The 26088-nt window shown below is 72.1% G+C and carries 24 protein-coding genes; 12 read left to right on the forward strand and 12 right to left on the reverse strand.

What is annotated here, in order from left to right; genetic code table 11:
* The first annotated feature begins 18 nt into the window (after positions 1–18).
* The 3 genes from ACRAKI_RS18210 to ACRAKI_RS18220 all read left to right on the forward strand — a co-directional run bounded on the left by ACRAKI_RS18210 (position 19) and on the right by ACRAKI_RS18220 (position 2821).
* The gene (locus ACRAKI_RS18210; protein ID WP_447001698.1) at positions 19–1581 is read left to right on the forward strand and encodes a glucosaminidase domain-containing protein; all 1563 of its coding nucleotides are present in this window, start codon (positions 19–21) and stop codon (positions 1579–1581) included.
* Between the two features lie 242 nt (positions 1582–1823).
* Positions 1824–2219 carry an ArsR/SmtB family transcription factor gene (locus ACRAKI_RS18215; protein ID WP_447001699.1) on the forward strand — a complete coding sequence of 132 codons (396 nt, stop codon included), beginning with the start codon at positions 1824–1826 and terminating at the stop codon, positions 2217–2219.
* Positions 2216–2821 (forward strand): SRPBCC domain-containing protein, encoded by a 606-nt coding sequence (locus ACRAKI_RS18220; RefSeq protein ID WP_447001700.1) that lies wholly within the window; start codon positions 2216–2218, stop codon positions 2819–2821. The genes ACRAKI_RS18215 and ACRAKI_RS18220 overlap by 4 nt, the downstream gene beginning before the upstream one ends.
* A 247-nt stretch (positions 2822–3068) precedes the next feature.
* Here ACRAKI_RS18220 and ACRAKI_RS18225 read toward each other — a convergent pair whose 3' ends face one another.
* The 4 genes from ACRAKI_RS18225 to ACRAKI_RS18240 form a co-directional block, all read right to left on the reverse strand.
* Complete coding sequence (locus ACRAKI_RS18225; protein WP_447001701.1) at positions 3069–3239, reverse strand: hypothetical protein; 171 nt, start codon at positions 3237–3239, stop codon at positions 3069–3071.
* Positions 3226–4884 carry an ABC transporter substrate-binding protein gene (locus ACRAKI_RS18230; protein WP_447001702.1) on the reverse strand — a complete coding sequence of 553 codons (1659 nt, stop codon included), beginning with the start codon at positions 4882–4884 and terminating at the stop codon, positions 3226–3228. Before ACRAKI_RS18230 ends, ACRAKI_RS18225 begins: the two co-directional genes overlap by 14 nt.
* Complete coding sequence (locus ACRAKI_RS18235; RefSeq protein WP_447001703.1) at positions 4881–6182, reverse strand: aminotransferase class V-fold PLP-dependent enzyme; 1302 nt, start codon at positions 6180–6182, stop codon at positions 4881–4883. The genes ACRAKI_RS18230 and ACRAKI_RS18235 overlap by 4 nt, the downstream gene beginning before the upstream one ends.
* A 92-nt stretch (positions 6183–6274) precedes the next feature.
* Positions 6275–6808 (reverse strand): NDP-hexose 2,3-dehydratase family protein, encoded by a 534-nt coding sequence (locus tag ACRAKI_RS18240; protein ID WP_447001704.1) that lies wholly within the window; start codon positions 6806–6808, stop codon positions 6275–6277.
* Between the two features lie 169 nt (positions 6809–6977).
* Between ACRAKI_RS18240 and ACRAKI_RS18245 the strand changes: the two genes are divergently transcribed.
* Positions 6978–7361: a hypothetical protein gene (locus ACRAKI_RS18245; RefSeq protein WP_447001705.1), complete on the forward strand. Its 384-nt coding sequence runs from the start codon at positions 6978–6980 to the stop codon at positions 7359–7361.
* A gap of 384 nt (positions 7362–7745) precedes the next feature.
* Here ACRAKI_RS18245 and ACRAKI_RS18250 read toward each other — a convergent pair whose 3' ends face one another.
* Entirely contained in the window at positions 7746–9695 is a 1950-nt protein-coding gene (locus ACRAKI_RS18250) for a hypothetical protein (protein ID WP_447001706.1), read from the reverse strand.
* Between the two features lie 459 nt (positions 9696–10154).
* Here ACRAKI_RS18250 and ACRAKI_RS18255 point away from each other — a divergent pair, with 459 nt between their 5' ends.
* Complete coding sequence (locus ACRAKI_RS18255) at positions 10155–11342, forward strand: hypothetical protein (protein ID WP_447001707.1); 1188 nt, start codon at positions 10155–10157, stop codon at positions 11340–11342.
* Between the two features lie 244 nt (positions 11343–11586).
* Here ACRAKI_RS18255 and ACRAKI_RS18260 read toward each other — a convergent pair whose 3' ends face one another.
* The 4 genes from ACRAKI_RS18260 to ACRAKI_RS18275 all read right to left on the reverse strand — a co-directional run bounded on the left by ACRAKI_RS18260 (position 11587) and on the right by ACRAKI_RS18275 (position 15765).
* Entirely contained in the window at positions 11587–12714 is a 1128-nt protein-coding gene (locus ACRAKI_RS18260; protein ID WP_447001708.1) for an FAD-dependent oxidoreductase, read from the reverse strand.
* Positions 12711–13232: a TetR/AcrR family transcriptional regulator gene (locus ACRAKI_RS18265; protein WP_447001709.1), complete on the reverse strand. Its 522-nt coding sequence runs from the start codon at positions 13230–13232 to the stop codon at positions 12711–12713. The genes ACRAKI_RS18260 and ACRAKI_RS18265 overlap by 4 nt, the downstream gene beginning before the upstream one ends.
* Before the next feature lie 43 nt (positions 13233–13275).
* The gene (locus ACRAKI_RS18270) at positions 13276–14334 is read right to left on the reverse strand and encodes a winged helix DNA-binding domain-containing protein (RefSeq protein ID WP_447001710.1); all 1059 of its coding nucleotides are present in this window, start codon (positions 14332–14334) and stop codon (positions 13276–13278) included.
* A 102-nt stretch (positions 14335–14436) separates the two neighbouring features.
* The gene (locus ACRAKI_RS18275; protein WP_447001711.1) at positions 14437–15765 is read right to left on the reverse strand and encodes a DegT/DnrJ/EryC1/StrS family aminotransferase; all 1329 of its coding nucleotides are present in this window, start codon (positions 15763–15765) and stop codon (positions 14437–14439) included.
* 75 nt (positions 15766–15840) lie between these two features.
* On the opposite strand from ACRAKI_RS18275, the gene ACRAKI_RS18280 reads away from it, so the two are divergent.
* Together ACRAKI_RS18280 and ACRAKI_RS18285 are read left to right on the forward strand one after the other, a co-directional pair.
* Positions 15841–16689: a PucR family transcriptional regulator gene (locus tag ACRAKI_RS18280; RefSeq protein ID WP_447001712.1), complete on the forward strand. Its 849-nt coding sequence runs from the start codon at positions 15841–15843 to the stop codon at positions 16687–16689.
* Between the two features lie 124 nt (positions 16690–16813).
* Complete coding sequence (locus ACRAKI_RS18285; protein ID WP_447001713.1) at positions 16814–17242, forward strand: MarR family winged helix-turn-helix transcriptional regulator; 429 nt, start codon at positions 16814–16816, stop codon at positions 17240–17242.
* Here ACRAKI_RS18285 and ACRAKI_RS18290 read toward each other — a convergent pair.
* From ACRAKI_RS18290 to ACRAKI_RS18300, 3 genes are all read right to left on the reverse strand, one after another.
* Positions 17223–17822: a dihydrofolate reductase family protein gene (locus tag ACRAKI_RS18290; RefSeq protein ID WP_447001714.1), complete on the reverse strand. Its 600-nt coding sequence runs from the start codon at positions 17820–17822 to the stop codon at positions 17223–17225. The genes ACRAKI_RS18285 and ACRAKI_RS18290 overlap by 20 nt on opposite strands.
* A 134-nt stretch (positions 17823–17956) precedes the next feature.
* Positions 17957–19243 carry a M20/M25/M40 family metallo-hydrolase gene (locus ACRAKI_RS18295; protein ID WP_447001715.1) on the reverse strand — a complete coding sequence of 429 codons (1287 nt, stop codon included), beginning with the start codon at positions 19241–19243 and terminating at the stop codon, positions 17957–17959.
* 8 nt (positions 19244–19251) lie between these two features.
* Positions 19252–20079 carry a M55 family metallopeptidase gene (locus ACRAKI_RS18300; RefSeq protein WP_447001716.1) on the reverse strand — a complete coding sequence of 276 codons (828 nt, stop codon included), beginning with the start codon at positions 20077–20079 and terminating at the stop codon, positions 19252–19254.
* A gap of 130 nt (positions 20080–20209) precedes the next feature.
* On the opposite strand from ACRAKI_RS18300, the gene ACRAKI_RS18305 reads away from it, so the two are divergent.
* From ACRAKI_RS18305 to ACRAKI_RS18325, 5 genes are all read left to right on the forward strand, one after another.
* A complete protein-coding gene (locus ACRAKI_RS18305) occupies positions 20210–21955 on the forward strand; it encodes an ABC transporter substrate-binding protein (protein WP_447008447.1) in 1746 nt (581 codons plus the stop codon).
* The gene (locus tag ACRAKI_RS18310) at positions 21952–22908 is read left to right on the forward strand and encodes an ABC transporter permease (RefSeq protein ID WP_447001717.1); all 957 of its coding nucleotides are present in this window, start codon (positions 21952–21954) and stop codon (positions 22906–22908) included. The genes ACRAKI_RS18305 and ACRAKI_RS18310 overlap by 4 nt, the downstream gene beginning before the upstream one ends.
* A complete protein-coding gene (locus ACRAKI_RS18315; RefSeq protein ID WP_447001718.1) occupies positions 22905–23789 on the forward strand; it encodes an ABC transporter permease in 885 nt (294 codons plus the stop codon). Before ACRAKI_RS18310 ends, ACRAKI_RS18315 begins: the two co-directional genes overlap by 4 nt.
* On the forward strand, positions 23786–25375 hold the full coding sequence (gene nikE, locus ACRAKI_RS18320; RefSeq protein ID WP_447001719.1) for a nickel ABC transporter ATP-binding protein NikE: 1590 nt from the start codon (positions 23786–23788) through the stop codon (positions 25373–25375). The genes ACRAKI_RS18315 and nikE overlap by 4 nt, the downstream gene beginning before the upstream one ends.
* 175 nt (positions 25376–25550) lie before the next feature.
* A complete protein-coding gene (locus ACRAKI_RS18325; RefSeq protein ID WP_447001720.1) occupies positions 25551–26084 on the forward strand; it encodes an EF-hand domain-containing protein in 534 nt (177 codons plus the stop codon).
* Positions 26085–26088 lie beyond the last annotated feature (4 nt).

Raw genomic sequence — 26088 nt, forward strand, 5'->3', positions numbered from 1 at the left:
TCTTCCCGGAGAGCTGCCATGAAACTGCTCGGCACAGCCAGGCTCGTAGTGGTCGCCGCCGCCCTGGCGTTGAGCACCGCGGGCTCGTTCGCCCACGCCGCCCCCACCACCGACCCGACCGGCGACGCACCGCTCGCCACCGCGGTCACCACGCAGACGGTCACCACGCAGTCCGACTACTGGGCCGCCGCCGAACCGCGCGCCCGCGCCGTGAAGGCCGAGTACGGCATCCCCGCCTCCGTCGCCGCCGCCCAGGCCGCGCACGAGTCCGCGTACGGCGCCAGCCGCCTGTCGGCCGCGTACAACAACCACTTCGGGATGAAGTGCGTGACGGCCACCGACCCCGGCCCGATCGCCACCGGCTGCCGCAGCCTCGCCACCGAGGAGTGCCAGCCGACCTGCGGCCCGACCACCGCCTACTTCCGCGTCTACGCCTCGATGACCGACTCGTTCCGCGACTACGGCCGGGTCCTCACCACCAGCTCGTACTACGCCCACGCCCTGCCCTACCGGGACAACCCGCGCGAGTTCATCCACCGCGTCGCCGAGCGCTACGCGACCGACCCGAACTACGCCACGAAGATCATCGCGATGATGGACGCCAACAACCTCTACCGCTTCGACGTCGGCGGCGACCCGGTGCGGCAGGCGTACCCGATGTACCACCAGGTCCGCCACGCCGACAGCACCTGGACCGGCTTCCGCTCGCTGCCCGGGTTCCAGACCACCCTGCCCGGTGACGCCAAGGACGTGGCGGTGGCCGCGATGGCGGACGGCACGGCGCAGGTCGTGGTCGTCGGCGCGGACGACGTCGTCTACCACCAGGTCCGCCACGCCGACACCGACTGGAGCGGCTTCCGGCCGCTGTCCGGGATGGGCACCACCACGCCCGCCAAGGGGAAGGCGGTGTCGATCGCAGGCCTCGCCGACGGCACCGTCCAGGTCGTCATCGTCGGCTGGGACGACCGGATCTACCACCAGACCCGCGACGCGGCGGGCGCCTGGGCCGGGTTCCAGCCGGTGGTCGGGATGGGCACCACCACCCCGGCGGCGGGCAAGGACGTCACCATCGCGGCCCTGCCCGACGGCAGCACGCAGCTGGTCGTCGTCGGAGCCGACGACGGGCTCTACCACCAGATCCGCCGCGACGGCGGCTGGTCCGGCTTCCAACCCCTGGCCGGCAACGGCACGCCCACCGCGGCCAAGGCCAAGCGCGCGTCCATCGCCGGCACGGCCGACGGCGCGGCCCAGGTCGTCATCGTCGGGTGGGACGATCGGATCTACCACCAGGTCCGCAACGCGAACGGCACGTGGACCGGCTTCGAGCCGCTCAACGGCCTGGACACCACCACCCCGGCCGCGGGCAAGGACGTCGCCATCGGCACCCACCCGGACGGCACCGCGCAGGTGCTGATCATCGGCAAGGACGACGGCATGTACCACCGCGTCCGCTCGGGCACGTCGTGGTCGCCGTTCCGGGCGGTGGCCGGCACGGACGGCACCACCACCGCCAAGGGCTCGCGGGTCTCCATCGCAGGGCACCCCGACAACAGCGCCCAGGTCGTCGTCACCGGGCGGTGACCCGGGCGAGGCCTCAGGTGTGAGGGGGACGGGAGACACCCGCCCCCCTCACACCTGCGCGGAACAACCCGGCCGCGTGTTCCCTCCGGCAGGACGACGACATCCGCAGCAGTGCCGCTGTCACCGGACCTGGCAGTGTCCCTGTCCCGCCGCGGCGGGACAGGGACACTGCCAGGTCCGCCGGGACGTGCGCGACCGGTCTAAGAGTTGACTTATATAAGCCGTGCCTTCACAATTGGCCCGTGCACGCGTTCGACGTACTGGGCGACCCGGTTCGCCGGCGGATCCTGGAGTTGCTCGCCGACGGCGAGCGGGCTGCCGGCGAGATCAGCGCGGTCGTCCAGGCGGAGTTCGGCATCTCCCAGCCGGGGGTGTCGCAGCACCTGAAGGTGTTGCGAGAGAACGGATTCACCAACGTCCGCCCGGAAGGCACCCGCCGGCTGTACTCCGTCGACCCCGCGCCGCTGCGCGACGTCGACCGCTGGCTGGACCGCTACCGCCGGTTCTGGACCCAGCGGCTGGACTCGCTCGACACGGAACTGGCGCGCGGCAGACGCGCACGAGGGCCATCCGGCAGATCGTCCACCACCCCACCGGACGAACCGACTTCGGACGCGGAAGGCGCCAAGGGACGATGACCGACATCACCGACGTGCTCGACGACACCCGCCGGGAGATCGTCACCAGGCGGATCGCGGCCGGCGAGGTACGGGCCATCCGGATCCGCAGGCACTTCGACGCCCGCCCCGAGGAGGTCTGGCACGCCTGCACCGACCCGGCCCGCATCGGCCGGTGGTTCAACGGCGTGTCCGGCGACCTGCGCCAGGGCGGCAGTTACCAGATGGAACTCGGCGTGTCCGGGGACATCCTCCACTGCGAGCCCTCGACCCGGCTCGTGGTGACCTGGGCCTACGGCGACCGCGGCGCCGACGAGGTCGAGCTGCGGCTCGCGCCGGACGGCGACGGCACCGAGCTGGTGCTGGAGCACGCCGCGGTGAACGAGACCGCGGAGATGGACGGCCGGCTGGTCGACGTCATCCTCAACGACGCGGACAGCGGCGCGAACGGCCAGGGTGCGGGCTGGGAACTCGGACTGGTGCTGCTCGACAAGCACCTGCACGACGAGCAGCCCGAGGACCCCGGCGCGTGGGAGGAGTCCCCCGAGGCGCTGGAACTGGCCGACCGGTCCGGCGCGGCGTGGGCGGCAACGCTGGGCGAGTACCGGAACGCGCGCGCCTGACGGTCGCCGGCAGGCAGCGCGCTCGTTCTTCGGGCAGCGCTGCGCGTGCAGCGGGCTCCGACTCGCAGGTCCACACCACCCGGCTGCGCACCGCGGTCCGGTGGGACACCACCCGCCGCGCGAGTACGACGCCTTCCTCCCGGACAGCCCGCGTCGTCCGCGTCGTGCGCTCCAACGGGCGCAGGCGGGGCGCACGAACGCTCCGCCTGCCACGCCCAGTTCGACAAACCCGGCGAGCCCAACCCGGTCAGCCAGCCGACTGCCGCGCCAGGTCGGCCGGATCGGGCGCCGGCTCGGCGTCCACCTGCTCCTTCAGCTCCGCGTCGCCGAACCAGCAGTCCACGAACCCGTCCCCCACCCGGCCCATCCGCAGGCCCAGCGGCGGTAGTCCCGCGCGAGGTCGCTCACCGGTCCGCACCCGGCTCGACGCGGACCGTGGCCAGGTCGATGGAGTGGCCCAGCGACGGCAGGACCCGCGCGTCGCGCACCCGCGGACCGCGCAGCGGCGGCCGGGACGGTCGGCGGAACAGCAGCGGCACCACGGTGGCGTCCGCCAGCACCGCGCGCTGTGCCGCACGCCAGTGCTCGGCCTCCTGATCGGGGTGCGCCACGGCCGCCAACGCCCGGTCGACCAGCCGGCCCACCTCCGGATCGCCGTCGCGGCCCAACGCCTGCACGAACACCCGGCCGTTGCGGTGGAACCACGGCGCGGACCAGCACGCCAGCGCGGCGTCCCACTCGGCGTCCGGGTCGTCGAGCACCGCGCGGTGGCGGACGTCGTCCACCACGACGGTCCGCACGGTGACACCGGCCTTCTCCAGGTCCGCGGAGACCGCCGACGCCACCGCCGCGTCGCGCTCCACGCACACCAGCGTGAGTGCCAGATCGGCGTGGCCCGCTTCGGCCAGCCGGGTGCGGCAGCGTTCCGGCGCGCCGGTCAGCGGGACGACGGGCGTCTCCTCGTGCCCGTCGCTGCCCGGCGGGATGAGCGAACCGGCTGGCAGCACGTCGAACCCGGGCTCCGCCACCAGCTCCGCCGTGGACAGCCGGTCGAACGCCTGGGCCAGCGCCCGCCGCACCGCCGCGTCACGCGCCCGGCCGCGTCCGTTGAAGACCAGGTACGGGTCGAGTGCGAACCCGCGGGCGTCGAGCCTCCCGTCCGGCTGGAGCAGCCGTGTCGCCCACGGCAGGTCGGCCTGGTCGGCCGCGATCCGCGCGGCGAGGCCGTCCGCGTCGTCGACCGTGAACTCGATGCGGTCGACGTGCTGTTCGCGCACCGGATCGGTGTCCTTGCGCCACGAGGGGTTGCGCTCCAGCGCCATCGGGTCCCCGGGCACCGGTCGGTACGGGCCGGTGCAGCGCACGTGGTGGACGAACGCCGGGTCACCCGGCACCAGCAAGTCGTACTCCGCCGGCGCGGGGGAGAAGCACGGCAGGGTCAGCACGTCCACGAAGTCGAGCGCCGGCCGGGTCAGCTCCACCATGACGGTGGCGTCGTCCAGCGCGAACACCCCGCTGATGTCGTGCGTCGCCTGGTAGCCGGACATCTCCGCAGCGGTCGGGCCGACCCTCGCGTAGCCGGCGTGGAACTCCGCGAGGCCGCGGACCGTGCCGAGGAGGTAGGGCAGGGCGGCGTTGCGGGCCGCCGGGTGGGCCAACCGCTTGAACGCACGCACCACGTCGTGCGCGGTGACCGGCCTGGGCGGCGTGGTGTCCCACACGACGTCGGGCCGCAGGTGCACCACGTAGCCGAGGTGGCTCGCGCCCAGACCCGCGTTGTAGGTCGACGGCACGACGGTCGCGAGGTCGCCGACCGGTTCGTAGGCCTGCCAGTCCCGCAGGTCGTCCCGCGGCGGGTAGGCGAACAGCGTGCGGGCGAACAGCCGGGTCACCCTGTCCTCGATCCCGTTGCGCCAGCACACCGGGTCGACCACCAGCGGCGTCGCCGGTCCGCGCAGTCGCAGGGTGATCGGCCCCGGTCGGCCGGGAACCTCGTCGTGCCGGATCGCGGTCTCCGACCGAGTCACGGCCTCCGGCTGGTCCGCTGCCTCCGGCGGGTTCACGACATCCGCTCCGCGAGCCGGGCCATCACCGCGACCGCGCGGTCGATCTCGGCGCGGTCGTTGAACAGGTGGGTGGTCAGCCGGGCGGCGTAGTGCTGGTGCGGCGAGCCGGGCACGTCGAACTCCGTCCACCTGGTCCAGATCCGGTGCTCCTCTTCGAGAGCGCGCACGAAGGCGTTGAACTTCTTGACGTTCCAGGCGTCCTCGGGCGCGCGGAACGGGTTGAACGCGATCAGCGGCGACCGCAGCGCCGGGTCGACACCGGGCGAGTACAGCGACTCCGCGCCGAACGCCTCGATCAGCCGGCCGCGCGCGTGCTCGGCGAGGTCCATGATCCGCCGCTCGATGCGTGTCCGGCCGATCCGGTCCCACAGCTCGCACGCCTTCGCCAGCGCAGCGCCCCGCGCGATGCTGGCGCTGCCCGCGCTCTGGAGGTAGTCGCCCATGTTGCAGCTCTCCACCTTCGTGGTGGTGCGCGGCGGCGGGCTGCCGAGCATCGGGTACCAGGTCGAGATCACCGGCCAGAACGTCGGCAGCGGCAACGGGTTGTGCTCGGGGTAGACCTTGTTGCGCACGTACAGCAGGCCGGTGCCGAGCGGACCGCACTGGAACTTCGAGCCCGAGCACGCCATGAAGTCGACGCCGAGCGCGCGCAGGTCGGCGTCGAGCATGCCGGGCAGCAGCGCGCCGTCGACCACCGTGGTCAGGCCGTGCCGCTGGGCCAGGTCGCACAGCCGCCGGATCGGCATCATGGTGCCGGTGAACAGGGTGACGGCGGCGAACGCGAGCACCTTGGTGCGCGGCGTGATCGCCTCCTCGAACAGGGCGACGATCTCGTCCGCGGTGACCTCGTGCCCGGACGGCGGCGTGATCACCTTCAGCGTGATGCCGTGCCGGTTGCGGACCAGGTTGAAGTTCGACAGCACCGAGTAGCACTCGTGCGAGGTGGTGACGACCTCGTCGCCGGCGTGCAGGTCGAGCCCGTTGATCACCCGGGCGACGCCCTCGGTCGCGTTGTGGCAGATGACCATCTCGTCCACGTCGACGCCGTAGGACCGGCCGATCGCGGTGCGGTACTCGGTGAACATCGCGGGCAGGTAGACGTCCATCAGCCCGCCGGTCCACTCGCGGGTCACCCGGTCGACGGTGTCGAGCACCTCGTACGGCATCGCGCCCACGGTGCCGGTGTTGAGGTGGATGGTGGTCGGGTCGAGTGCGAACAGCTCGCGCAACCGGTCCCACGACGCGGTGCGCAGCGGATCGGCGGTCGGGTGTTCGAGGTTCGCCGTGTGGCTCACGCGGTGGCCCCCTCTGCGTGGAAGGACTCCGGAACCACACCGACGATACAGTTAATTTTAGCATAGTAAACAGCGTCCGGACGGTCGTCGCATCAGCGGGCGGGGCAGTGCCGGACAGGCACAGGAGCAGGCTCCGCGCCCCGATGTCGACCTGGTGGCTGGACCGCGCGAGCGCGGCCACCGCGGCCACGCCCAGCCGGCGGAACCCCGGCGCGTCCGGTGCCTCCACCGGCACGTGCCTGGTCACCGCGTGCCGGAACCGGCCGCTCCTCCTCGGACTGCACCACGTCGTAGTGCACGTCGGCGCCGGGCACGAGCACGTCGTCCAGGAACCATGTGCGGGCGCCGTCCGCCACGGCGGCTGGCGCGCACTGCACCGTCGGGCCGAGCTCCACCACGTCCCGGTAGCCCGGCCACAGGTCCGCAGGCGCCAGCACCTGCGGCACGCCCTCGCGGCAGCGCACCCGGAACGAGGCCAGGCCGGACGAAACGCGCTCCAGCAGCCGACCTCGCGGTCGGTGGCCTCCACCCGGACGCCGATGATGCCGAAGACCCGCACGTCCGGCCGGGAGATCCGCTCGCCGTCGCGCCGACTCCGTCCTTCGGTGAGCCACCCCAGCACCCACTCCGCGTCCGGGGCACGTGGTCGGCGGAGTCGGTGAGTCGTCGGGAGAGATGCTCTTGCGGTCGCCCTGGCCATGGATCCCGGTACAGATGGCCCGGTGAGGACCATGGCCGGCAGCGCCGACTCGTCAGCTTCCATGGACACCTCTGATGGTGCCCGACCTGCTATAGGTGTATGAAGTCAAGCGCGGACGGATTGCGGCGGACGAGGCCTTGACAGGCTGGCCGCCGGGTGGCGACGACGACGACCTGGCCCGTGCTGATCCGCGCGTCAGTACGTCGCGCAGGAGGGCCGCTTGGGCGGTCGCGCAGGACCTCGCCACCAGCCGCGACCGCACCAGCGCGGCGGCGGGTCGCGCGGTCCTGGACACCTACCTGGCACGCGGTTCCTCGCTCCGCCACCTCCGCCCGGCCCCGCACCACGTGACCGGCACCCTTCCGAGCCAGGCGTTCACCCTCATTACCGAGATCTGGCAGCAGGGCTCCGCCGCTGATCCCGGTCGACTGGAACGCCTTCCGGGATTGGGCGAATGGCCCGGCACGGCAATCCGTTGAGGTCAGGGGCAGATCACGCGGTGCGTCGAGTCGCCGAACGGCCTCACCGTGCGGGTCGACGGGGAGTCGGTGCAGCAGTGCCGCGACGAATGCTCGGTCGCCGAGGGAAAACCCGGACGGGCATTGCCCGGTTGCCGTTCAAGGACAGTGATCTGATGTCATAGCGACGGAATCTCCACATCCTCGTCCGGTCGCTCATGGGGAGCAGGCGCGGCATCGCGAACGCGTTGGTCAGACCCAGGTAGGCCGATCGAAGCAGCACAGCCGGTCATGATGCCGCGTCAGTCGACATCGCTGCGGACTTGCGGCGGCCCTGCAAGCACTGCGATCCCTCGCGCTGCGCGCGGCTCACCTGCACGGACGGAGTTGTCGGCAGAGACAGCGTCACGCCTCCAGGAGGAAGCCCGCCGAGTGCCGCAGGACGCGTAGGCGGTCTACGTCAACGGCCTGCGCCACAACGGGCCGGGCGTTCGTCGGGTGGTCGAGAACAGTCGACGTATCAGCGACGGCCAGGATCGTCCGGCGGGCATCCCGGGGGAGTTGCTCCTGGTTCGCCAGGCGGAGCGCCGCGTCCAGGGCGCGTACGGAGTTGCGACGGAAGTGGTGCGACCACAGTCCTGTCCCGCCTTCGGCCGCCGAGATGGCGGCGGAGGCGAAGCCGCGGCGGACGTAGAGCGGGTTCGCGGGGGCCTCGATGATCGACTCGCAGGCGGCGGTCACGGGCGGAACCTGCCGCAACCGTGCGCGCACGAGGCACAGGGCGTGCGCGGCATCGTGCTCGCCGCTGTGCGCGAAGGGGACGAGCTCCGCTTCGGCGGCGAGGTCGTCGGCCCGATCACGGACCAGCGCTCCGCAAAGCAGCCGGCGCGCGGGTAGCGACCACGGGCGGGTGTCCCGTGCTACGGCGTCGGCGACCTCCCAACCGGTATCGTCGCCCGCCGCGACGAGGGCAGCCGCGTACGTCACGACCGCAGGTGCGGCGCTCGTGTACGGGTCCGGTTCGACGAACAGGCGTGTGCGCCAGTCGCGGGCCAGGTGAGCGAGGTCCTGCGCCCGCAGCGCCCCGGCACCGTGAAGCAGTTCGAGCAACACGGCGACCGCGGGCTCGCCGAGGTCCTCCCTGACCAGGGCTGCCCTCAGCCCGTCCAGGTGCCTGTCGACCAGTGCTTCCCGTTGCTCGACCGCCGCGTCCCGCCCGAGCTTGTCGGCGGGGTCGAATCCGGGGCTCGGTGGGAGGCCGAGGGCGGCGCGGACTTCGTCGACCGCCGCGAGCCAGGCGTCCACCAGGGCGACGGCGTCGTGAGACGCCGCGGGATCCGGTGGGCGGGTGAGCGCTGTGGCAGGTGTTCTGGTCCAGCGGTCGGCGACGACGATCCGCAGCCACAGCGGCACCCGCTCGTCGCGCAGTGCGGCGAGGGCATGCTCTCGCCGCACACCGCCGTGCCGCGCGACCAAGCCGACCGCGACCGCCGTCACGCGGGAGTCCCCGTCACCGCTGCCACCGGCCCTGATCTCGGTGGCGAGATCGACGGCGGCGGACACGGGGTCCGCACCACCGTGTTCGACGAGATCGAGGTAGACACCCACGTCCCGTCCGGCGAGAGCCGAGGCGTGCGCGGTCCGCAGCGCTTCGGGGTCATCCCACGCGCGCAGCAGTGCGGCGTCGGCCCGTCCCCGGGCGGCCAGCGTCGAAGCCGCGTCCCGGGACCTCGGGTGGCCCACCCCGAGCGCGTGCGTGACCACGGCCGCCGCCTCGGTCCCCAGCGCCTCAAGACCTTCCGGCGAGCACGCGACGTCGAGGTCCTCGGCGGTCAGGGCCTGCCGTAGGCGCAGGGCACGCACCGCGGGCGCCAAGAGGTCCCGCATCCCGGGGTGGGCAACCACCTCGTGGACACGTGCCGCCTCGCCGTGACGCAGCGGCGCGAGCATCTCGTCGCCCAGCAGGGCCAGCCGCGTCCGCCACTCCTCCGCCAAGGCGGGATCGACCCTGGAGGGGGCGGCGTCGCGGCGCAGCACGAACACCTCGGCGTCGCTGCGTCCGCCCAGGACCGCGAATCCGTGCGGCTCCAGTCCCGCCAGTGCCCGCGCCACGACGATCCGGTCCCCGCCGAAGAAGACGCGCTGTGGCCGTACGAGGGCGCCCGTGCGGTCGAACCCGTCGGCCTGGCTGTGCCACCCGACGTACGGGTACGACCCGGGCAGTCCACGTCGCGCGAGTTCGGCCCGTGCCGCGTCGTGCACCTCATCGCGCATGACCAGGTGCGGCCCCGGCTCGACGAACACCACTCCCGGCGCTGAGCGGAGGAAACCGAGAATTCGGACGCGGTCGGACACACGAGGGAGCGTAACGACCTCGCGCATAGTCGTGCTCGCAGTACCGCAGGGTTCACCAGTGGTGACCACGCGCCGGTCAGCCCACCGTCGGCTGCGTGCTGGCCTCAGCTCCGAGGACCGGAGTTGGGGTTTCGTCACCCGCACCGGCACACCTCTCGTGACGAGGCAGCGGAGGAGCAGCGCGCTGGGTCGTACCACGCTCACATCGGCTGGATCGGTCACTGACATCCGGCGTGCGCTTCCACTGACACCTCACGTGGGCACGCGCTGACACGTTGCTGCATATGCCCAGCTCAAGCGCTGACAGTTCCGCTGCGCGCCACAAGAGCCACGGCCGTTTCCAGTCGCATACCTGGCTTCCGATAAGGTTCACTTATCGGAAGCCAGGTTTCGCCCACTCATGAGGGTAACGTTATGCGTATTAACGTTAGTACAACGCAACTCTGCTACGATATCGCCGTGACGACGACGGAGACCCCCGCGACGACCTGCAACTACCCCGGCTGCACGCGCCCGGTGTTCCGGGGAAGCGGGCCGGGGCGGCCTGCCGAGTACTGCGACCTGCCGGAACACACCCGCTGGCGTGCTTGGCGCGAGAGGCAGCGGTTGGCGCAGGGGGCGGAGGTCGAACAGGAGATCGTCACCGTGACGAAAGGCCCCCATGGGATCACCGCGGGCAAGATCAGGGCTGAGGAACTGTTGGAGCGGTTCCGGGTGCTCGCCGAGCAGATGTCGACCACGCTCACCGGGGCCGTCACGGAGCTGTCCGCGATCGCCGACCCGAGCGTGGCCGAGAGTCAGGTCCAAGCCGTCGAGGCCGAGGCCGCACGGCGGGTCGCCGAAGCGGAAGCCGCGGTCGCCAAGGAGGAACGGCGGCGGCGGGACGCCGAGCAGGCCCGCAAGGCCGCCGAGGACACCACCGAGGACGCGGTGCGTGCCGCCGAGCAGGCCGAGCGTGACGCTGAAGCCGCCTACGAACAGCGCGACGCCGCCCGCGCCGAAGCCGACGCCGCCGTCGAACGGGCCGAGCAGGAGATCGCCGCCATCCGCGTCGAGGCCGCCACCGTCGTGGACGAGATCCGGCGCGACGCGGAAGCCCGGGTGGAGCAGGCCAAGGCCGACGCGGTCGCGCACGCCGAGCAGGCCCGTCGACTCGCGGTGCGGGAAGTCGAGCAGGTCCGGGCGGACACCCAAGCCCTGATCGACCAGGCCAGGCAGGATGCCCAGGCACTCGTCGAACGCGGTCGGACCGAAGCCCAGATCCAGGTCGACCGCGCACAGGCCGACGCCCGGATCCTCGTCGAACAAGCCCGCACCGAGGCGCAGGCGAGCGTCGAACAGGCCCGAGCCGCCGCCCGCGCCGAAGCGGACGCCGCGAACGAAGCACGGGTCAAGGCCGAACGCGCCGAGCAGTCCGCCCAGGACGCCCGCACCGAACTCGACCGGGCCCGAGCCGAGCTGACCGAACAACGCGAGACCCACCGCGCCGAACTCGACCGGGTCGAGCGCGCCGCCCGCGAACGCCTCGACGCCCTCGAAGAAGCCCGCACCCAGACACTGGTCCGCGCCGAACGGGCGGAAAACCGACTCGACCGGCTGCAAGCGGAACTCGACGCCCTCCGCGCGGAGCGAAGCACCCGACCCTGACCGCACGACGTGCCGGCCGGGTCAACCCCGCCGGGCCCACGAACAACCGCACCGGAAAAGAGCAGGCTGTCGGCGGCGGGGATCTACCCACAGCCGCTCCGGACCACACCGGCTGGCGACGTCGCGCGTCATCCCCCGCGTGTCACCCCGCGCGCCGACACCCCGGAACGCAGCGGACGACGCCCCCGGACACGGCCGGGGAACGGCGTCGCTGCGCCATCCGGGGCGCCCGTGCCACCGCCGTTCAGCCGAGGGGTGCCGGTTTGCCGACCAGGCTCGTGGCCACCACCCGGTTGACGCCGGGCAGGTCCGACAGCCTCATCGCCACCCGCCGCGCCCACAGCCGCAGCGGCGACGAGGGCAGGAACCACCGCGCGCCCGACCGTGCGACCTGCTGCTTGTCCAGCACCACCGGCCGCCACGCCCGTTCGTACGCCGGCAGGTCGTCCAGGTTCTCGGCCAGCACGTACGCGCCGCCGATGCCGAGCGACGCGCCCTGTCCGGCCAGCAACGACACCGCGCCGCACGCGTCCCCCACGAGCACGACCCGCCCGGCCACCCAGCGTGGCAACTCCAGCTGCGCGACCTGGTCGTAGTAGATCTCCGCCGGACACCGCGCCAACGCACGCGGCACGACCCAGCCCAGCGACCCGTACGCCTCCAGCACCGCCGCCCGCGGATCGGAGGGCAGGTCGGGTGACGCCGTCCGGTGCACGGTGAACGCCGCCACCCGCCCGTCGCGCAGCCCGTAGAACCCGACCTGCCGGCCGATGGTGTCGGTGACGCAGAACCGGTCGGCGACGAGCGCGTGGATCTCCGGGTCGTCGAACGTGAACGCCGCCGTGTGGAACCCCAGGTAGCGAAGGTGCCCGTCGCCGAACACGAGTCGCCGCACGGTCGAGTGCACGCCGTCCGCGCCGACCAGCAGGTCACCGGTCACCGTCGACCCATCGGACAACCGGGCGGTCACGCCGGACGGCGAGTCCTCGACGCCCACCACGCCGACGCCGAACCGCAGCGTCACGCCGGCGGGCAGGTCCTCGCGGAGCGCACGCTCCAGGTCCGGCCGCATGATGCTCAGCAGCCGCCCGTCCACCGCGCTCGCGAGCCGGTCGAACCGCAGGCCGGCCACCCGGCGTCCCCGGGAGTCGACGTACGCGGCCTCCTCCACCCGGTAGCCCAGCTCCGCCAGGCGCGGCAGGACGCCCATCCGCTCGGCGGCGTCGTACCCCGGCCCGAAGAAGTCGATCATGTAGCCGGTGGTGCGCGGCCCGGCGGCGCGTTCCACCACGACGACCTCGTGGCCGAGCGTCCCGAGCCGGTGCGCCGCCGCCAACCCGGCGATCCCCGCCCCGCTGATCACGACCTTCACCGCACCACCCTCCCCAGCACCGGCACGACGACGTCCGAGGTGAGGTCGGGGGAGATCGCGCGGTGCAGCAGCACGCCGTCGACGGCCGCGGCGAGCACGGCGGCGGTCTCGACCGGTGTGGGCACGTCGCGCGATGCCAGCCACTCGGCGAGCGTGCGGCGGAACTCGACCAGCACCTCGCCGACCGCCTGGCGCAGTTCGTCGTTGCGGGTGGCGGCGAGCAGCGTCTCGGTGAACAGCTCCTGCCCGCCGTGCCCGTCCAACGCCTCCAGCAGCCGGGTCAGCGCGTCGGCCGGGGTGGACGACGTGTCCAGCAGCGGTCCGAGGTGGTTCACCGCGGATCGCAGCGCGCCGACGGAGGCCTGCACGAGCACTGCCTGCACCGAGTCGAAGTGGTAGTGCACGACCCCCGAGCCGACGCCGGCGCGGTCGGCCAGCATCCGGGTGCTGACCGCGCCCCAGCCCTTCTCGGCGATGAGTTCCGTGGCCGCGTGCAGCAGCCGTTCTCGAACCGTCATCGGGCGATCGTACTGGACGACCGCCCAAGGCGTTCGTCCAAGTCTAGATCCGGACCTCCCCGGACACGCCCGCGAACGTCAGCAGCCGTGCTCCTTCGGCCTCCACGTCGGCCTTCTGCGCGCTGCTCACCGGCCGGAACAGCTCGACGTCCAGCCCGTCGCGGGTGATCTTCCACGTGCCGTGCACGAAGCCGTCCACCAGCAGCGTCGGCTTGCCGCCGACCACGATCCCGCGCCGGTAGTCCTCGTCGGAGATGACGCGGGTGCGGTCGTCGTGGCCGAGCAGGAGGTTGTCGAACTCGGGCAGGAACCGGGCCGGCGCCGGCGTGTCGGTGTCGGGCAGCGGTCCGTCCGGCACGTCGTACAGGGTGCGTCCGCGTTCGTCGGTGAAGACCCGCAGGTCCATCGCCTCGACCACGGGCTTGAGCCGGGTGATGCCCGCCCAGGTCTGCACGTCCCGCACTGAGGCCGGTCCGAACGCGGCCAGGTAGCGCCGCACGAACTCCTCGGGTGACGTCGCCGGTTCGACGGCGCCGAGCCAGGCCGCGGGGCTCGCCCACGCCGCCGGTCCGGACTTCCCCCACACCGCGCGTGGCGGCACCTGCACGACGGGCACCAGGAAGCTGGCCGCGTAGCCGAGGGCCGTGGCGTCGTGGTCGGGCCATCGCGCGGCGAGCAGGTCGCCCAGTTCACGGCGGGTGCGGGGCTTCTCGGTGACCAGTGCGGCGGCGGCTTCGGTGAACGCGTCGATGTCGAGCCCGTCGAGCACGAACGCGAACGGCGAGGACGCGAACCGGCGGTGCAGGAACGGCCGCAGCAGCGGTTCGATCCGGCCGTGGTCGGCGGCGCTGACGAGGTGGATCGTGGCGCGGTGCAGTGATGCCCGGACGACTTTCCGGTCGAGCAGCAGGGATGCCAGTTCCTCGGGCCGGAAGTCGCGGATCCGGGACCACAGGCCGTAGTAGGGCGAGAACGGTTCCTGCGCCTGCATCCCGACGAGGTGCTCGACCACGTCGCGGGCGGGCGCGGCCACCCGCTCCAGCAGGTACTGCCGGTGCAGGGTGGCCCGGTTCAACGCCCGTGTCGTCAGCTTCTCGGTCACGACGTCACGCTATCGACGATTGCGGACAGCTCCCGTCCTTGATCGGGAGTCGGAGCGGGACGCCCGCGCGGGCGTGCGTCCCGCTCAAGCCGGTGCTGAGACCTACCCCGTGACCCGCACCGCGTCGTTGACCGACCGGCGCAGCGCGATGGCGTCCGTCCGCACGCGTTCGGGTGGTTCGTGGTCGATCAGGGTGCGGCGAATGAGGTCGGCGACGGCGGGCTGGTGCTCGGGGGTGAAGCCGCGGCGGGTGATCTCCTGGGTGCCGATGCGCAGGCCGCGGAGTCCTTCGTCGATGCGCTGCCACGGCAGGCTGATGCCGCTGAGGTAGACGCCGGCGTCACCGAGTCGCGCGGCCGCCGCGTCGCCGCCGCCGAGGGTGAGGGCGTCGACGGCGAGGTGGTGGGACCGGGTGAACTCGCCGTCGTGGCGGGCGACGTCGAAACCGTTGTCGGACAGCGCCTGGCCGAGCGCCTGGGCGTTGGCGATGCACGCCCGCGCGTAGTCGGGGCCGTGTTCGGCCAGTTCGGCGGCGGTGACGGCGAGCGCGCCGAGGCGTCCGGCGTCGTAGTTGGCGAGCATCCCGGGGTAGGCGACGTTCGAGACGCGTTCGGCCAGGTCGGGGTCGCGGGTCACGACGCAGCCGCCGGACGGGCCGCCGAACGACTTGTAGGTGGAGAACGTCATGAGGTGGGCGCCCTCGTGCAGGGGCCGTTGGAACTCCTTGCCGGCGACGAGCCCGGCCATGTGGGAGGCGTCGTAGACGAGGACCGCGCCGACCTCGTCGGCCGCCGCGCGCACCGCGGCGACGTCGTGCGGGAACAGCATCAGGCTGGCGCCGATGACCACGATCCGGGGGCGGTGCACGCGCAGGAACCCCGGCAGCTTCCCGTAGTCGATGTCCAGTTCGTCGGGCAGGTAGGGCAGGTCGACCACGGTCAGGCCGCGGATCGCGGGCACGCCCTGGGCGTGGTGGCTGGCGTGGCCGCCGGCGAACTCGGGCAGCACCGCGATCTTGTCGCCGGCGCGGGCGAACGCGGTGTAGACGGCGAGGTTGGCCAGGGTGGCGCTCTGGAGCCGGACTTCGGCGAACCGGCCTTCCATGAGGGTGGCGACGAGCATGGGCGCGAGGACTTCGAGGGTGTCCAGGTGGTCGAGGCCGACCTGGTACTTCTCGCCGGGCCAGCCCATGCTCGGCCGGCTGGACAGGCTGTGGGAGACGGCCCCCGCGGCGGTGGGGCTGAGCACGTTGGTGCCCGCGTAGAGCACGATCCCGTCGTCGTCGACCTGCGCGCAGTGCGCTTCGAGGGCTTTGCGGACGGTGCTCGCGACACCGGCGGCGGTCAGGTCGGCGGAGACGGCGGCTTCGACCTCGGCGAGTCTGCGTTGTGCCTGCGGGGAGGCCCAGGGGGCGATCCGGCTGTTCGTCACGAGTGTGCACGCTAGGGCGTGGGCGGCGGGTGGGGCGACCGTCCGGGGATTGGAGTTGTTCCTACAGTTGTCGGAATGCAGGAGTTGCTGGACGAGCTGTCCCGGGTGTTGGGACGCGGTGTGTCGGTGGACGACGTGGCGGGCCGGGTGGTCGCGCACAGCGCCCAGGCCGACGACGTGGACCCGGCGCGGGTGCGGGCGATCCTGACCCGGAGGGTGCCGGCGGACGTCGCGGCGTGGCAGGAGCAGCACGGCATCGGGACCGCGACGGGGCCGGTGCGGGTGCCGGAGAACGAAGCGCTGGGGTTCCGGCAGCGGGTGGGGTTCCCGTTGCGGCACAACGGGACGCTGGTCGGCTACCTGTGGGTGCTGGGCGAGCCGCCGGAGCCGGCGCTGGACCTGGGCGGTCGGCTGGCGGCGTTGGCGGCGCAGGTTCCGGTCGGGGAGCGGACGCCGGTGCGGGTGGTCGTCGGGTTGGAGCCGAGGGTGGTGCGCACGGTGCCGGCGGGCGACCCGGTGCCGGAGTTGCCGGGGCACGTCGGGGTGAGCGATCCGCATCCGCCCGAGCGGGCGGGGTCGGCGTACCAGCAGGCGTTGGCGGCGGCGGAGCTGGCGCGGCTGGACCCGGCGTTGCCGGACCGGGTGCGGTGGTCCGAACTGGGCGCGTACCGGCTCCTGCTGGGCGCGTCGCCGGACGAGGTGCTGGCGGGGCTGTCGGACGTGCTGTTGCGGACGTTGGAGGTGTACCTGGACTCGGGGTGCGACGTGCGGACCGCGTCGGAACACCTGCACCTGCACCGCACGAGCCTGTACTACCGGTTGGGCCGGATCGCCGAGCTGACCGGCCGCGACCTGGCCGACGGCGGGGTGCGGCTGGAGCTGCACCTGGCGTTGAAGCTGGCCCGCCTGGCGCGACGTCCGTAGCGGCCCTTGCCGGGGAGGCACATCGGCGTCGACAAGTCCACGAAGCGCTTATCCCAAGGTCCGGCGGTCGTGGTGCCGGTCACGATAAGGTGATCGACTTCGCTGGCCGACGTCAAGGAGTGACGTGCCCGACGACCTCAGCCTGCTGCTGTACCTGCCGCACCGCGAGATGGAGGACCGGATGTTCGCCGCCTTGGCGGTGGCGGGTTTCGACGACGTGACGCCCGCGCAGGCGCGGCTGTTCCGGCGGATCAGCCGCAACGGGTCGCGGTTGGCCGAGTTGGCGGAGGCCGCGCAGGTCACCAAGCAGACCGCCGGTTTCCTGGTCGACCAGCTCGAACGCGGCGGGTACGTGGAGCGCACGCCCGATCCGACCGACGCGCGGGCCCGGCTGATCCGGGTGGCCGAGCGCGGGCAGAAGGCGATCCCGGTGGGTCTGGCCGCGATCGCCGAGGTGGAGCAGGAGTGGACGGCGCACCTGGGTCAGCGGCGAATGGCGGCGCTGCGCGACGCGCTGGCCAGGCTGCGGGAGATCACCGACCCTTCGCTGTAGGGCGCACGACGTACTTCAGGTGGGTGGCGCGCGTGCCCTGGACGACGACGGGGTCGTCGAACCGGTGGGGTGCACGGGTCAGGTTCGCGAAGTAGGGGATGCCCTCGCCGAGCAGCACGGGCACGAGGCTGACGTGGACCTCGTCCACGAGTCCCAGGTCCAGCGCCTGCGCGGCGATGTCCGCGCTGGCGATCGTCACGTCCTCGTCGCCGGCGATGCGCTTGGCCTCGGCGATCCCCGCCTCCACGCTGTCGGTGAACGTGGTCGTCGTCCACTTGTCGGCGTCCTCGGGCCGGTGGTGGGTCACGACGACCACGTGGTCGCCTGCCGGGTGCCGGCCGCCCCACCCGCCGGTGTGGTCGAACAGGCGCCGGCCGCACACGATGACGGCGGTGTCCGCCAGGATCCCGCGCAACATCCCGGCGCTGTTCGCGTCGACCTGGAACGTGTACTGCTCGGCGTGGCTGGGCACGCTCACGTCACCCGCCTGGTACCAGTCGAACAGCTCGTCAACGCCGTCCTGCGGGTCCGCGATGAACCCGTCGAGCGACATCGTCATGTGGGTGAAGACCTTGCCCATCGTGGACCTCCCGCGGTTTGCGTCGGCTACGGGGTTGGAACGTCCGCGGGCGGCGGAACTCATCGGCGGTGCGATCACCTTCCTCGAGGACGGGTCCACGAGGAAGGTCCACGAGGAGGGGCTACGAGGAGGGGCTACGAGGACAGGAACCGGTCGAGCACGCGCGCGCCGAAACGGAGGCCTTCGACGGGCACGCGTTCGTCCACGCCGTGAGGCATGGCCCGGTAGTCGTACCCGGCGGGCAGGGTGAGCGGCGAGAAGCCGTAGCAGTCGATGCCCAGCCGGCTGAACGCCTTGGCGTCGGTGCCGCCGCCCATGCAGTAGGGCACGACCACGGCGTCGGGGTCCTCGGCGCGCAGGGCGTCGGCCATCGCGTCGAACCAGGGCGAGTCGATCGGCGCCTGCACGGGCGGCTCGCTCGCGATGAACTCGCGTCGCACCTCGGCGCCCAGCGCGACGTCGATCGACGCCAGGAGTTCGTCCACGGTGCCGGGCAGGGTGCGCACGTCGATCTCGGCGGTGGCGCTGCCGGGGATGACGTTGACCTTGTACCCGGCGCGCAGCACGGTGGGCGTGGTGCTGTTGCGGACGGTGTTCTCGACCAGCCGGGCGGCGGAGCCGAACCGGGCGATGGTGCCGTCGACGTCGGCGAGGTCGACGGGGACGTCCAGTGCCGCGCCGACCTGTTCGATGAACGCCTTCACGGTGGGGGTGAGCCGCACGGGGTGGTCGATGGCGGCGATGCGGGCGAGCGCGCCGAGCAGCTTGACCACGGCGTTGTCGTCGTTGCGGCGTGATCCGTGGCCGGCGCGCCCGGTGGCGGTGAGCCGCAGGTGGGACGTGCCGCGTTCGGCGGTGCCGATGGGGTAGATGCGGTGGTCGCCGACGGGGTAGGAGTAGCCGCCGGACTCGCTGATCGCGGTGGTGCAGCCGGCGAAGAAGTCGGCGTGGTGCTCGACGAGCCACTGCGCGCCGAACTCGCCGCGGTCCTCCTCGTCGGCGACGAACGCGAGCACGATGTCGCGGCGCGGACGGCGGCCGGTGCGGGACCAATCGCCCAGCACGGCGAGCACCATGGCGATCATGTCCTTCATGTCGACCGCGCCGCGCCCCCACAGGAAGCCGTCGCGTTCGACGCCGGCGAACGGCGGCACGCTCCACTCGGCGGCGTCGGCGGGCACCACGTCCAGGTGCGCCTGCACGAGCAGCGCGGGCAGGTCGGGTTCGGTGCCGGGCACGCGGGCCAGCACGTTGCCGCGGCGGGGCGCGGACTCCAGCACGGTGGGTTGCACGCCGATGGCGTCCAGGTGCGCGGCGACGAACTCGGCTGCCTCGCGTTCACCGGCGGACTCGCCGCCGCCGTGGTTGGTGGTGTCGAAGCGCAGCAGCGCGGCGCACAGGTCGACAACGTCCTCAGCCATGCGTTCCCTCAGCCATAGATACCCTCCACTGCCCCTGCGGCGATCGCGGTGACGACCTTGAACGCCTGCATCGCCAGGGTCATGGATGCTGCGTCGAACCCGACCCGGCGTGCTCCGACCTGCTGAACAGTAGGGACAACGGCCGCGGCGGCGGCGAGGTGGGTGGCGTCGAACTCGACTTCGACCCGGTGCTCGGCGACCGTGCCAGGCACGCGCCCGGCGCGGGTCACGGCGGTCCGGGCGGCGGCGGTGATCAGTTCGGAGGTCACCTTCGGCGGGGCGCAGACGGCGGCGTAGCGGCTGACGCAGTCCTTGACGGCGACGAGTTCCGCGTCGGGCGCGTAGTCGCGGGCGTCGTCGCACGCCTTGTCGTCGCCGGTCACGAGCAGCACGGGGACGCCGTGCTCCGCCGCCAGCGCCGCGTTGAGCCTGCCTTCGCTGGCAGGGACCCCGTCGAGCCACACGCCGGTGACGGAGTTCTCCAGGTAGGTGTGGGCGAGGACGCCTTCCTGGCCGGCGCCCGCGTGGTAGCCGAGGAACACCACGCCGTCCACGCCGGAGTCGATGCCCTGCATCATCGACAGCGGCTTGTGCCGTCCGGTGAGGAGCCGGGCACGGGGGTCCAGGTCCTCCAGCAGGAGGTTGCGCTGGGACGAGTGGGCCTCGTTGACGAGCAGGTCGGTGGCGCCGCCCGCGTGGGCCCCGGCGACGCAGGCGTTGACGTCGCCGGTGAACAGCCGTCGGAACCGCTGCCACTGCTCGGTCTGCGGGACGACGTCGGCGGTCCACGTGACGCCGGTCGCCCCTTCCATGTCCGCCGAGATCAAGATCCGCATGGGTTCACCGTACCGAGCTGTCGTCGCTTCTTGACGGGCACCTCACAGTAGTGGTTACTTCTTGACCTCGACTCACGGGCAGGAGGCGGTCACTGTGGGTATCCGGCGGTTCGGCGCGGTCACGGCGGCGATGGCGATGGTGGTGTTGCTCGCGCCCACACCGGCGCCGGCGCAGCAGACGGTCACGTTGAGGGTGGCGATCACCCAGCAGGTCGACTCGCTCAACCCGTTCCTGTCGATCTTCCAGGCGGGCACCGAGGTCGGCAGGCTGATGTACGACTACCTCACCGCCTACGACGTCGAGGACCAGCGCCCCGTGGAGGGCCTGGCCGACCGCTGGGAGTCGTCCGAGGACCGGCTCACCTGGACGTTCCACGTGCCCGAGGGCAAGAAGTGGTCCGACGGGCAGCCGATCACGGCCAAGGACCCCGCGTTCACCTACAACCTGATGATGCGCGACGAGGTCGCGGCCACCGCCAACGGCAGCTTCACCGCCGCCTTCGAGTCCGTCACCGCGACCGACGACCGCACCCTGGTGATCAAGACCAAGCAGCCGCAGGCCACCATGCTCGCGCTGGACGTGCCGATCGTCCCCGAGCACGTGTGGTCGAAGGTCACCGACATCGCCGAGTACCGCAACGACCGGACGCCCCTCGTGGGCAGCGGGCCGTTCGTCCTGGCCGAGTACCGGGCCAACGAGTTCATCCGGTTCAAGGCGAACAAGGACTACTGGCGCGGCGCCCCTAAGTACGACGAGCTCACGTTCACCTACTACAAGACCTCCGACGCGGCCGTGCAGGCGCTGGGCAAGGGCGAGGTGGACCTGGTCAACCGGATGGGTCCGGCGCAGTTCGACTCGCTCAAGGACAAGTCCGGCATCACCCGCAACCAGGCCCACGGCCGCCGCTTCAACGAACTGGTGATCAACTCCGGGGCGGCGACCCGCACCGGCGAGCCGATCGGCGACGGGCACCCGGCGTTGAAGGACGTGGTGGTGCGGCGCGCGATCGCCAAGTCGCTCGACCTCGACGCCATCATCAAGCGGGTCAACGGCGGCTACGCCCAGCGCGGCACCGGCCCCATCCCGCCGGTGTTCGCCGACTACCACCTCAAGCCCGAACCGGCGCACCCGTACGACCCGGCCGCCGCGAACGCCGACCTGGACGGAGCCGGCTACGCGCGCGGCGAGGACGGCATCCGCGTCTCGCCCGAGGGCCGGCGGATGGAACTGCGGCTGCTCGGGCACGCCAGTCGCGCCTACGACGAGCAGGCCGGCGAGTTCGTCAAGCGGTCCCTGGCCGACCTCGGCATCGTGGTCGACGTGCAGATCGTGTCCGACAACCAGCTCAACGAGTCCAGCACCGCCGGGGCGTTCGACCTGGTGTTCTCCGGCTGGGGCACCAACCCCGACCCGGACTTCATCCTGTCCCTGCACACCTGCGACCAGCGGCCCAACGCCGACGGCAAGGGCGGCACCACCGACACGTTCTTCTGCGACGCCGAGTACGACGCGCTCTACGCGCAGCAGCGCGCCGAGTTCGACCCGGCCAAGCGGCGCGAGCTGGTGCAGCGGATGCAGCAGCGGTTCTACGACCAGGTCCCCGCCGTGATCCTCGGCTACGACAACGCGCTGGAGGCCTACCGCAGCGACAAGTTCGCCTCGTTCCCGGTCCAGCCCGACCCCGGTGGCGTGATCATGGCGCAGAACGGCATGTGGGGTTACTACGGCGCGGTGCCGGCCGCGTCGGCCGGGCAGCCGGCCGGGTCGAACACCGGCCTGATCGCGGGTGTCGTCGGCGGCACGCTGGTCGTCCTGCTGGGCGGCGCGTGGCTGGTGAACCGCCGGCGCGGTGCGCGCGCGGAGGACCGCGAGTGATCCGCCACCTGGCGGGCAAGGTCGGCGGCGCGCTGGTCAGCCTGCTGTTCGTGGTGGCGCTGGGCTTCCTGCTGTTCCGGGTGATCCCCGGCGACCCGGTGGTCGCGATGACGCGCGGCCGTCCGGTCACCGGGGACCAGCTCGCCGAGCTGCGCGCGCGGCTGGGCGTGGACAAGCCGCTGGGCGAGCAGTTCGTGGACTACCTGGGCGCGGCCCTGCGGGGCGACTTCGGCACTTCCTACGTCTACAGCCGGCCGGTGATGGAGCTGATCGGCGAACGGATGTGGCCGACGATCCTGCTGACCGGCACGGCGACCGTGCTGGCGGTGGTGCTCGGGCTGTGGCTGGGCATCCGCGGCGCGTGGCGGCGCGGGTCGTGGTCGGACCGGATCTCCACCGGTGCGGCGCTGGCGCAGTGGGCGATGCCGACGTTCTGGCTGGGGATGCTGCTGTCGCTGGCGACCGGCGACCTGTTCCCCAGCGGCGGCATGCGCTACCCGGACACACCGCCGGACTTCCTGTCGCAGGCCCTGGACGTGGCGCACCACATGGTGCTGCCGTGCGTGACCATGATCGCGGTGGTCTACGCGCAGTACCTGCTGGTGATGCGGTCCTCGCTGCTGGAGGAGATGCACGCCGACTACCTGACCACGGCCCGCGCGAAGGGGTTGCGGGACGACCTGGTGCGGCGGCGGCACGCGGTGCCCAACGCGTTGCTGCCGACCGTGACGCTGGTGTTCCTGCACCTGGGGCTGGTGGTGTCGGGGGCGATCACGGTGGAGACGGTGTTCTCCTGGCCGGGGTTGGGGCTGTTGACCTACGAGGCGCTGACCGGGCCGGACCTGCCGCTGTTGCAGGGCACGTTCGTCGTGCTGGCGGGAGCGGTGATCACCATGAACGTGTTCGCGGACCTGCTGTACCGGGTGCTCGACCCGAGGGTGCGTGCGTCGTGACGGCGATCGTGTGGCAGCGCCGTCGGGCCGCGGCACGGGCGACGTGGCGGGAGTTCGCGTCGCAGCGGGCCGGGCTGGTCGGGTTGATCGGACTGGTCGTGATCGCGGTGCTGGCGGTGCTGGCGCCGTTCGTGACCGACCAGTCCGGGTTGGACGTGACGCGGCTGACCGCGTCGCCGTGGGAGCCGCCGTCGTCCTCGAACTGGCTGGGCACCGACCACAACGGGCGCTCGGTGCTGCTGCTGACGTGGTGGGGGACGCGGATCTCGCTGGTCGTGGGGCTCGCGGCCACGGTGTTGTCGGTGCTGATCGGCACGGTCGTCGGGATCACGGCCGCGCACTTCGGCGGCTGGGTGTCGGCGGCGCTGATGAGGTTCACCGACTTCTTCCTGGTGCTGCCGTCGCTGGTGCTGGCGATCGCGCTGTCGACCGTGCTGCCCCGCGGTCTGGGCACGATCGTGCTGGCGATCGGCGTGACGTCGTGGCCCGCGACGGCGCGCCTGGTGCGGGCGCAGACCCTGGCGGTGGAGGCGCGCCCGTTCATCGAGCGCGCCCGCGCGCTGGGCGGCGGCCACGGGCACGTCATCGGCCGGCACGTGCTGCCCGCGGTGCTGCCGCTGGTGTTCGTGAACACGACGTTGACGGTGGCGTCCGCGATCGTGGCGGAGTCGACCCTGTCGTTCCTGGGGCTGGGCGATCCGACGCGGGTGTCGTGGGGGTCGTTGCTGCACGCGGCGAACATGCACGGCGCGGTGTCGCAGCGGGCGTGGTGGGTCCTGATCCCGCCCGGGTTGGGCGTGGTGTGCGTGGTGCTGGCGTTCACGCTGTGCGGGCGGGCCCTGGAGACGGTGCTCAACCCGCGGCTGAAGGGGGAGCGGTGAGCCTGCTGGAGCTGCGGGAGCTGAGCGTGCACTACCGGGGCGCGCGGGGTGAGGTGACGGCCGTCCGGTCGGTGTCTCTCGCGTTGGAGGCGGGGCGGACGCTGGGGTTGGCGGGGGAGTCGGGGTGCGGCAAGTCGACCGTCGCCATGTCGGTGCTGCGGTTGCTGCCGCGCACCGCGCGGGTCGAGGGTCAGGTGCTGCTCGACGGCGAGGACGTGCGAGGCATGTCGTGGGGCCGGCTGCGGGCGGTGCGGTGGGCGGCGGCGTCGGTGGTGTTCCAGGGTGCGATGCACGCGTTGAACCCGGTGCACCGGGTGGGCGAGCAGATCGCCGAGCCGATGCGGCTGCACGGCGTCACCGGGTCGGTGTCGGCCCTGCTGGACCAGGTGGAGCTGCCGGCGCGGGCGGCGCGGGCGTACCCGCACGAGTTGTCCGGTGGGCAGAAGCAGCGGGTGATGATCGCGATGGCGCTGGCGTGCTCGCCGCGGCTGGTCATCGCCGACGAGCCGACCACGGCGCTGGACGTGGTGGTGCAGGCGCAGGTGCTGGACGTGCTGAAGCGGCTGGTGTCCGAGCGCGGGATCGGGTTGGTGATGATCAGCCACGACCTGTCGGTGCTGGCGTCGACGTGCGATCGGCTGGCCGTGATGCGGTACGGCGAGATCGTGGAGGAGGGTCCGGCGCGGGAGGTGATCGCGTCCCCGACCCATCCGCACACGCAGGCGTTGGCGGCGGCGTTCCCGACCGTGGGCGACCCGGCGTCGCGGCACGCCGGTCCGGGCTCCTCGCCTTCCGCCGCTTCTTCGGCTTCCTCGCCCTCCGCGGCTGCCGGCAGGCCGGTGCTGCTGCGGGCGGAGGGCGTGCGCGTGGACTACGGCACGACCAAGGCCGTGGCGGGCGTGGACCTGGAGGTGCGGGCGGGGGAGATCGTCGCGCTGGTCGGCCAGTCCGGCTCCGGCAAGACCACCCTGGCCCGCACCCTGCTGGGTCTGCAGCGGCCGTCCGCCGGCAGGGTCCTGTTCGAGGGCGTGGAGCTCCCCCGCTCGGCGTCGGGCCTGCGTGCGTACCGGCGGCAGGTGCAGCTGGTGTTGCAGGACCCGACGAGCGCGCTGAACCCGCGGCACTCGGTGTACGAGGCGGTGGCGGAGGGCCTGCGCATCCACAAGGTCGAGGGCGACGAGGCCGCGCGGGTCGCCCAGGCGTTGTCCCAGGCGGAGTTGCGCCCGCCGGAGCTGTTCTTCACCTCGCTGCCGCACGAGTTGTCGGGTGGGCAGCGGCAGCGGGTGGTGATCGCCGGGGCGTTGGCGCTGGGGCCGCGGTTGCTGGTCGCGGACGAGCCGGTGGCGTCGCTGGACGCCTCGGTGCGGGGGGAGATCCTGGCGTTGCTGCTGCGGTTGCGGCGTGAGCTGGGCCTGGCGGCGCTGGTGATCACGCACGACCTGGGGTTGGCGTGGACCATTGCCGACCGGGTCGCGGTGATGTACCGGGGCGAGCTGGTCGAGCAGGGCACCGTGGAACAGGTGCTGTTGTCACCGCAGCACGACTACACGCGCACACTGCTCGCAGCCGTTCCCCAACACCATTAAATCGGGTCAACATTTATCTCTTTCGTGGAGCCGAAAACTACCCAGGGTCGATTACGCGGAGGACCGTTTCACCTGATCAGGTCGATGAGTTGCCGACTACGTGTCGAAAAGCCGTCGATCAGCCATAGTCAGGCCGCGGGGGCGGACCGGCCGTCCAGATCCGAGGGAGTCAGTCATGACCACGGAACTCCAGCAGCAGAAGTTCGAGAAGCACTTCGACAGATACGACGCCAACGGTGACGGCGTCATCGACCAGTCGGACATCGACGGTCTGATCCAGAGCTGGTGCGTCAGCTTCGGCGTGAACCCCGGCTCGGACCAGTGGCGGGAGGTCACCCGCCGTGCCAACAGGCTCTGGCAGATGCTCGACGGGCACATCGGCTCCGACGGCGACAAGGTCATCAGCAAGAGCGAGTGGGTGGCCGCGCACGAGAACCCCGACTTCATCGAGAAGGTCGCCATCCCACTGGCCCAGGCCACCTTCGAGCTCGGTGACACCGACGACGACGGCCGGGTGTCGCTCAACGAGTGGATGACCCTCCAGGCCGCCACCGGGGTCGGTCAGCTGGAAGCGCTCGAGACGTTCCAGTCGCTCGACTCGGACGGGGACGGGTTCGTCACCACGGACGAGGCCGCCGCGGCGATCCGCGAGTTCTACCTCAGCACCGACCCGGCCGCAGTCGGAGGCCAGCTGGCGGGCCGCTTCTAGCCGC

Source organism: Saccharothrix isguenensis, from assembly GCF_052936305.1.

Coding starts and splice junctions, on each gene's coding strand:
- ACRAKI_RS18210 (WP_447001698.1), top strand. CDS start 19: ATGAAACTGCTCGGCACAGCCAGGCTCGTAGTGGTCGCCGCCGCCCTG.
- ACRAKI_RS18220 (WP_447001700.1), top strand. CDS start 2,216: ATGACCGACATCACCGACGTGCTCGACGACACCCGCCGGGAGATCGTC.
- ACRAKI_RS18265 (WP_447001709.1), bottom strand. CDS start 13,232: ATGACGGTTCGAGAACGGCTGCTGCACGCGGCCACGGAACTCATCGCC.
- ACRAKI_RS18280 (WP_447001712.1), top strand. CDS start 15,841: ATGCAGGAGTTGCTGGACGAGCTGTCCCGGGTGTTGGGACGCGGTGTG.
- ACRAKI_RS18290 (WP_447001714.1), bottom strand. CDS start 17,822: ATGGGCAAGGTCTTCACCCACATGACGATGTCGCTCGACGGGTTCATC.
- ACRAKI_RS18295 (WP_447001715.1), bottom strand. CDS start 19,243: ATGGCTGAGGACGTTGTCGACCTGTGCGCCGCGCTGCTGCGCTTCGAC.
- ACRAKI_RS18300 (WP_447001716.1), bottom strand. CDS start 20,079: ATGCGGATCTTGATCTCGGCGGACATGGAAGGGGCGACCGGCGTCACG.
- ACRAKI_RS18305 (WP_447008447.1), top strand. CDS start 20,210: ATGGCGATGGTGGTGTTGCTCGCGCCCACACCGGCGCCGGCGCAGCAG.
- ACRAKI_RS18325 (WP_447001720.1), top strand. CDS start 25,551: ATGACCACGGAACTCCAGCAGCAGAAGTTCGAGAAGCACTTCGACAGA.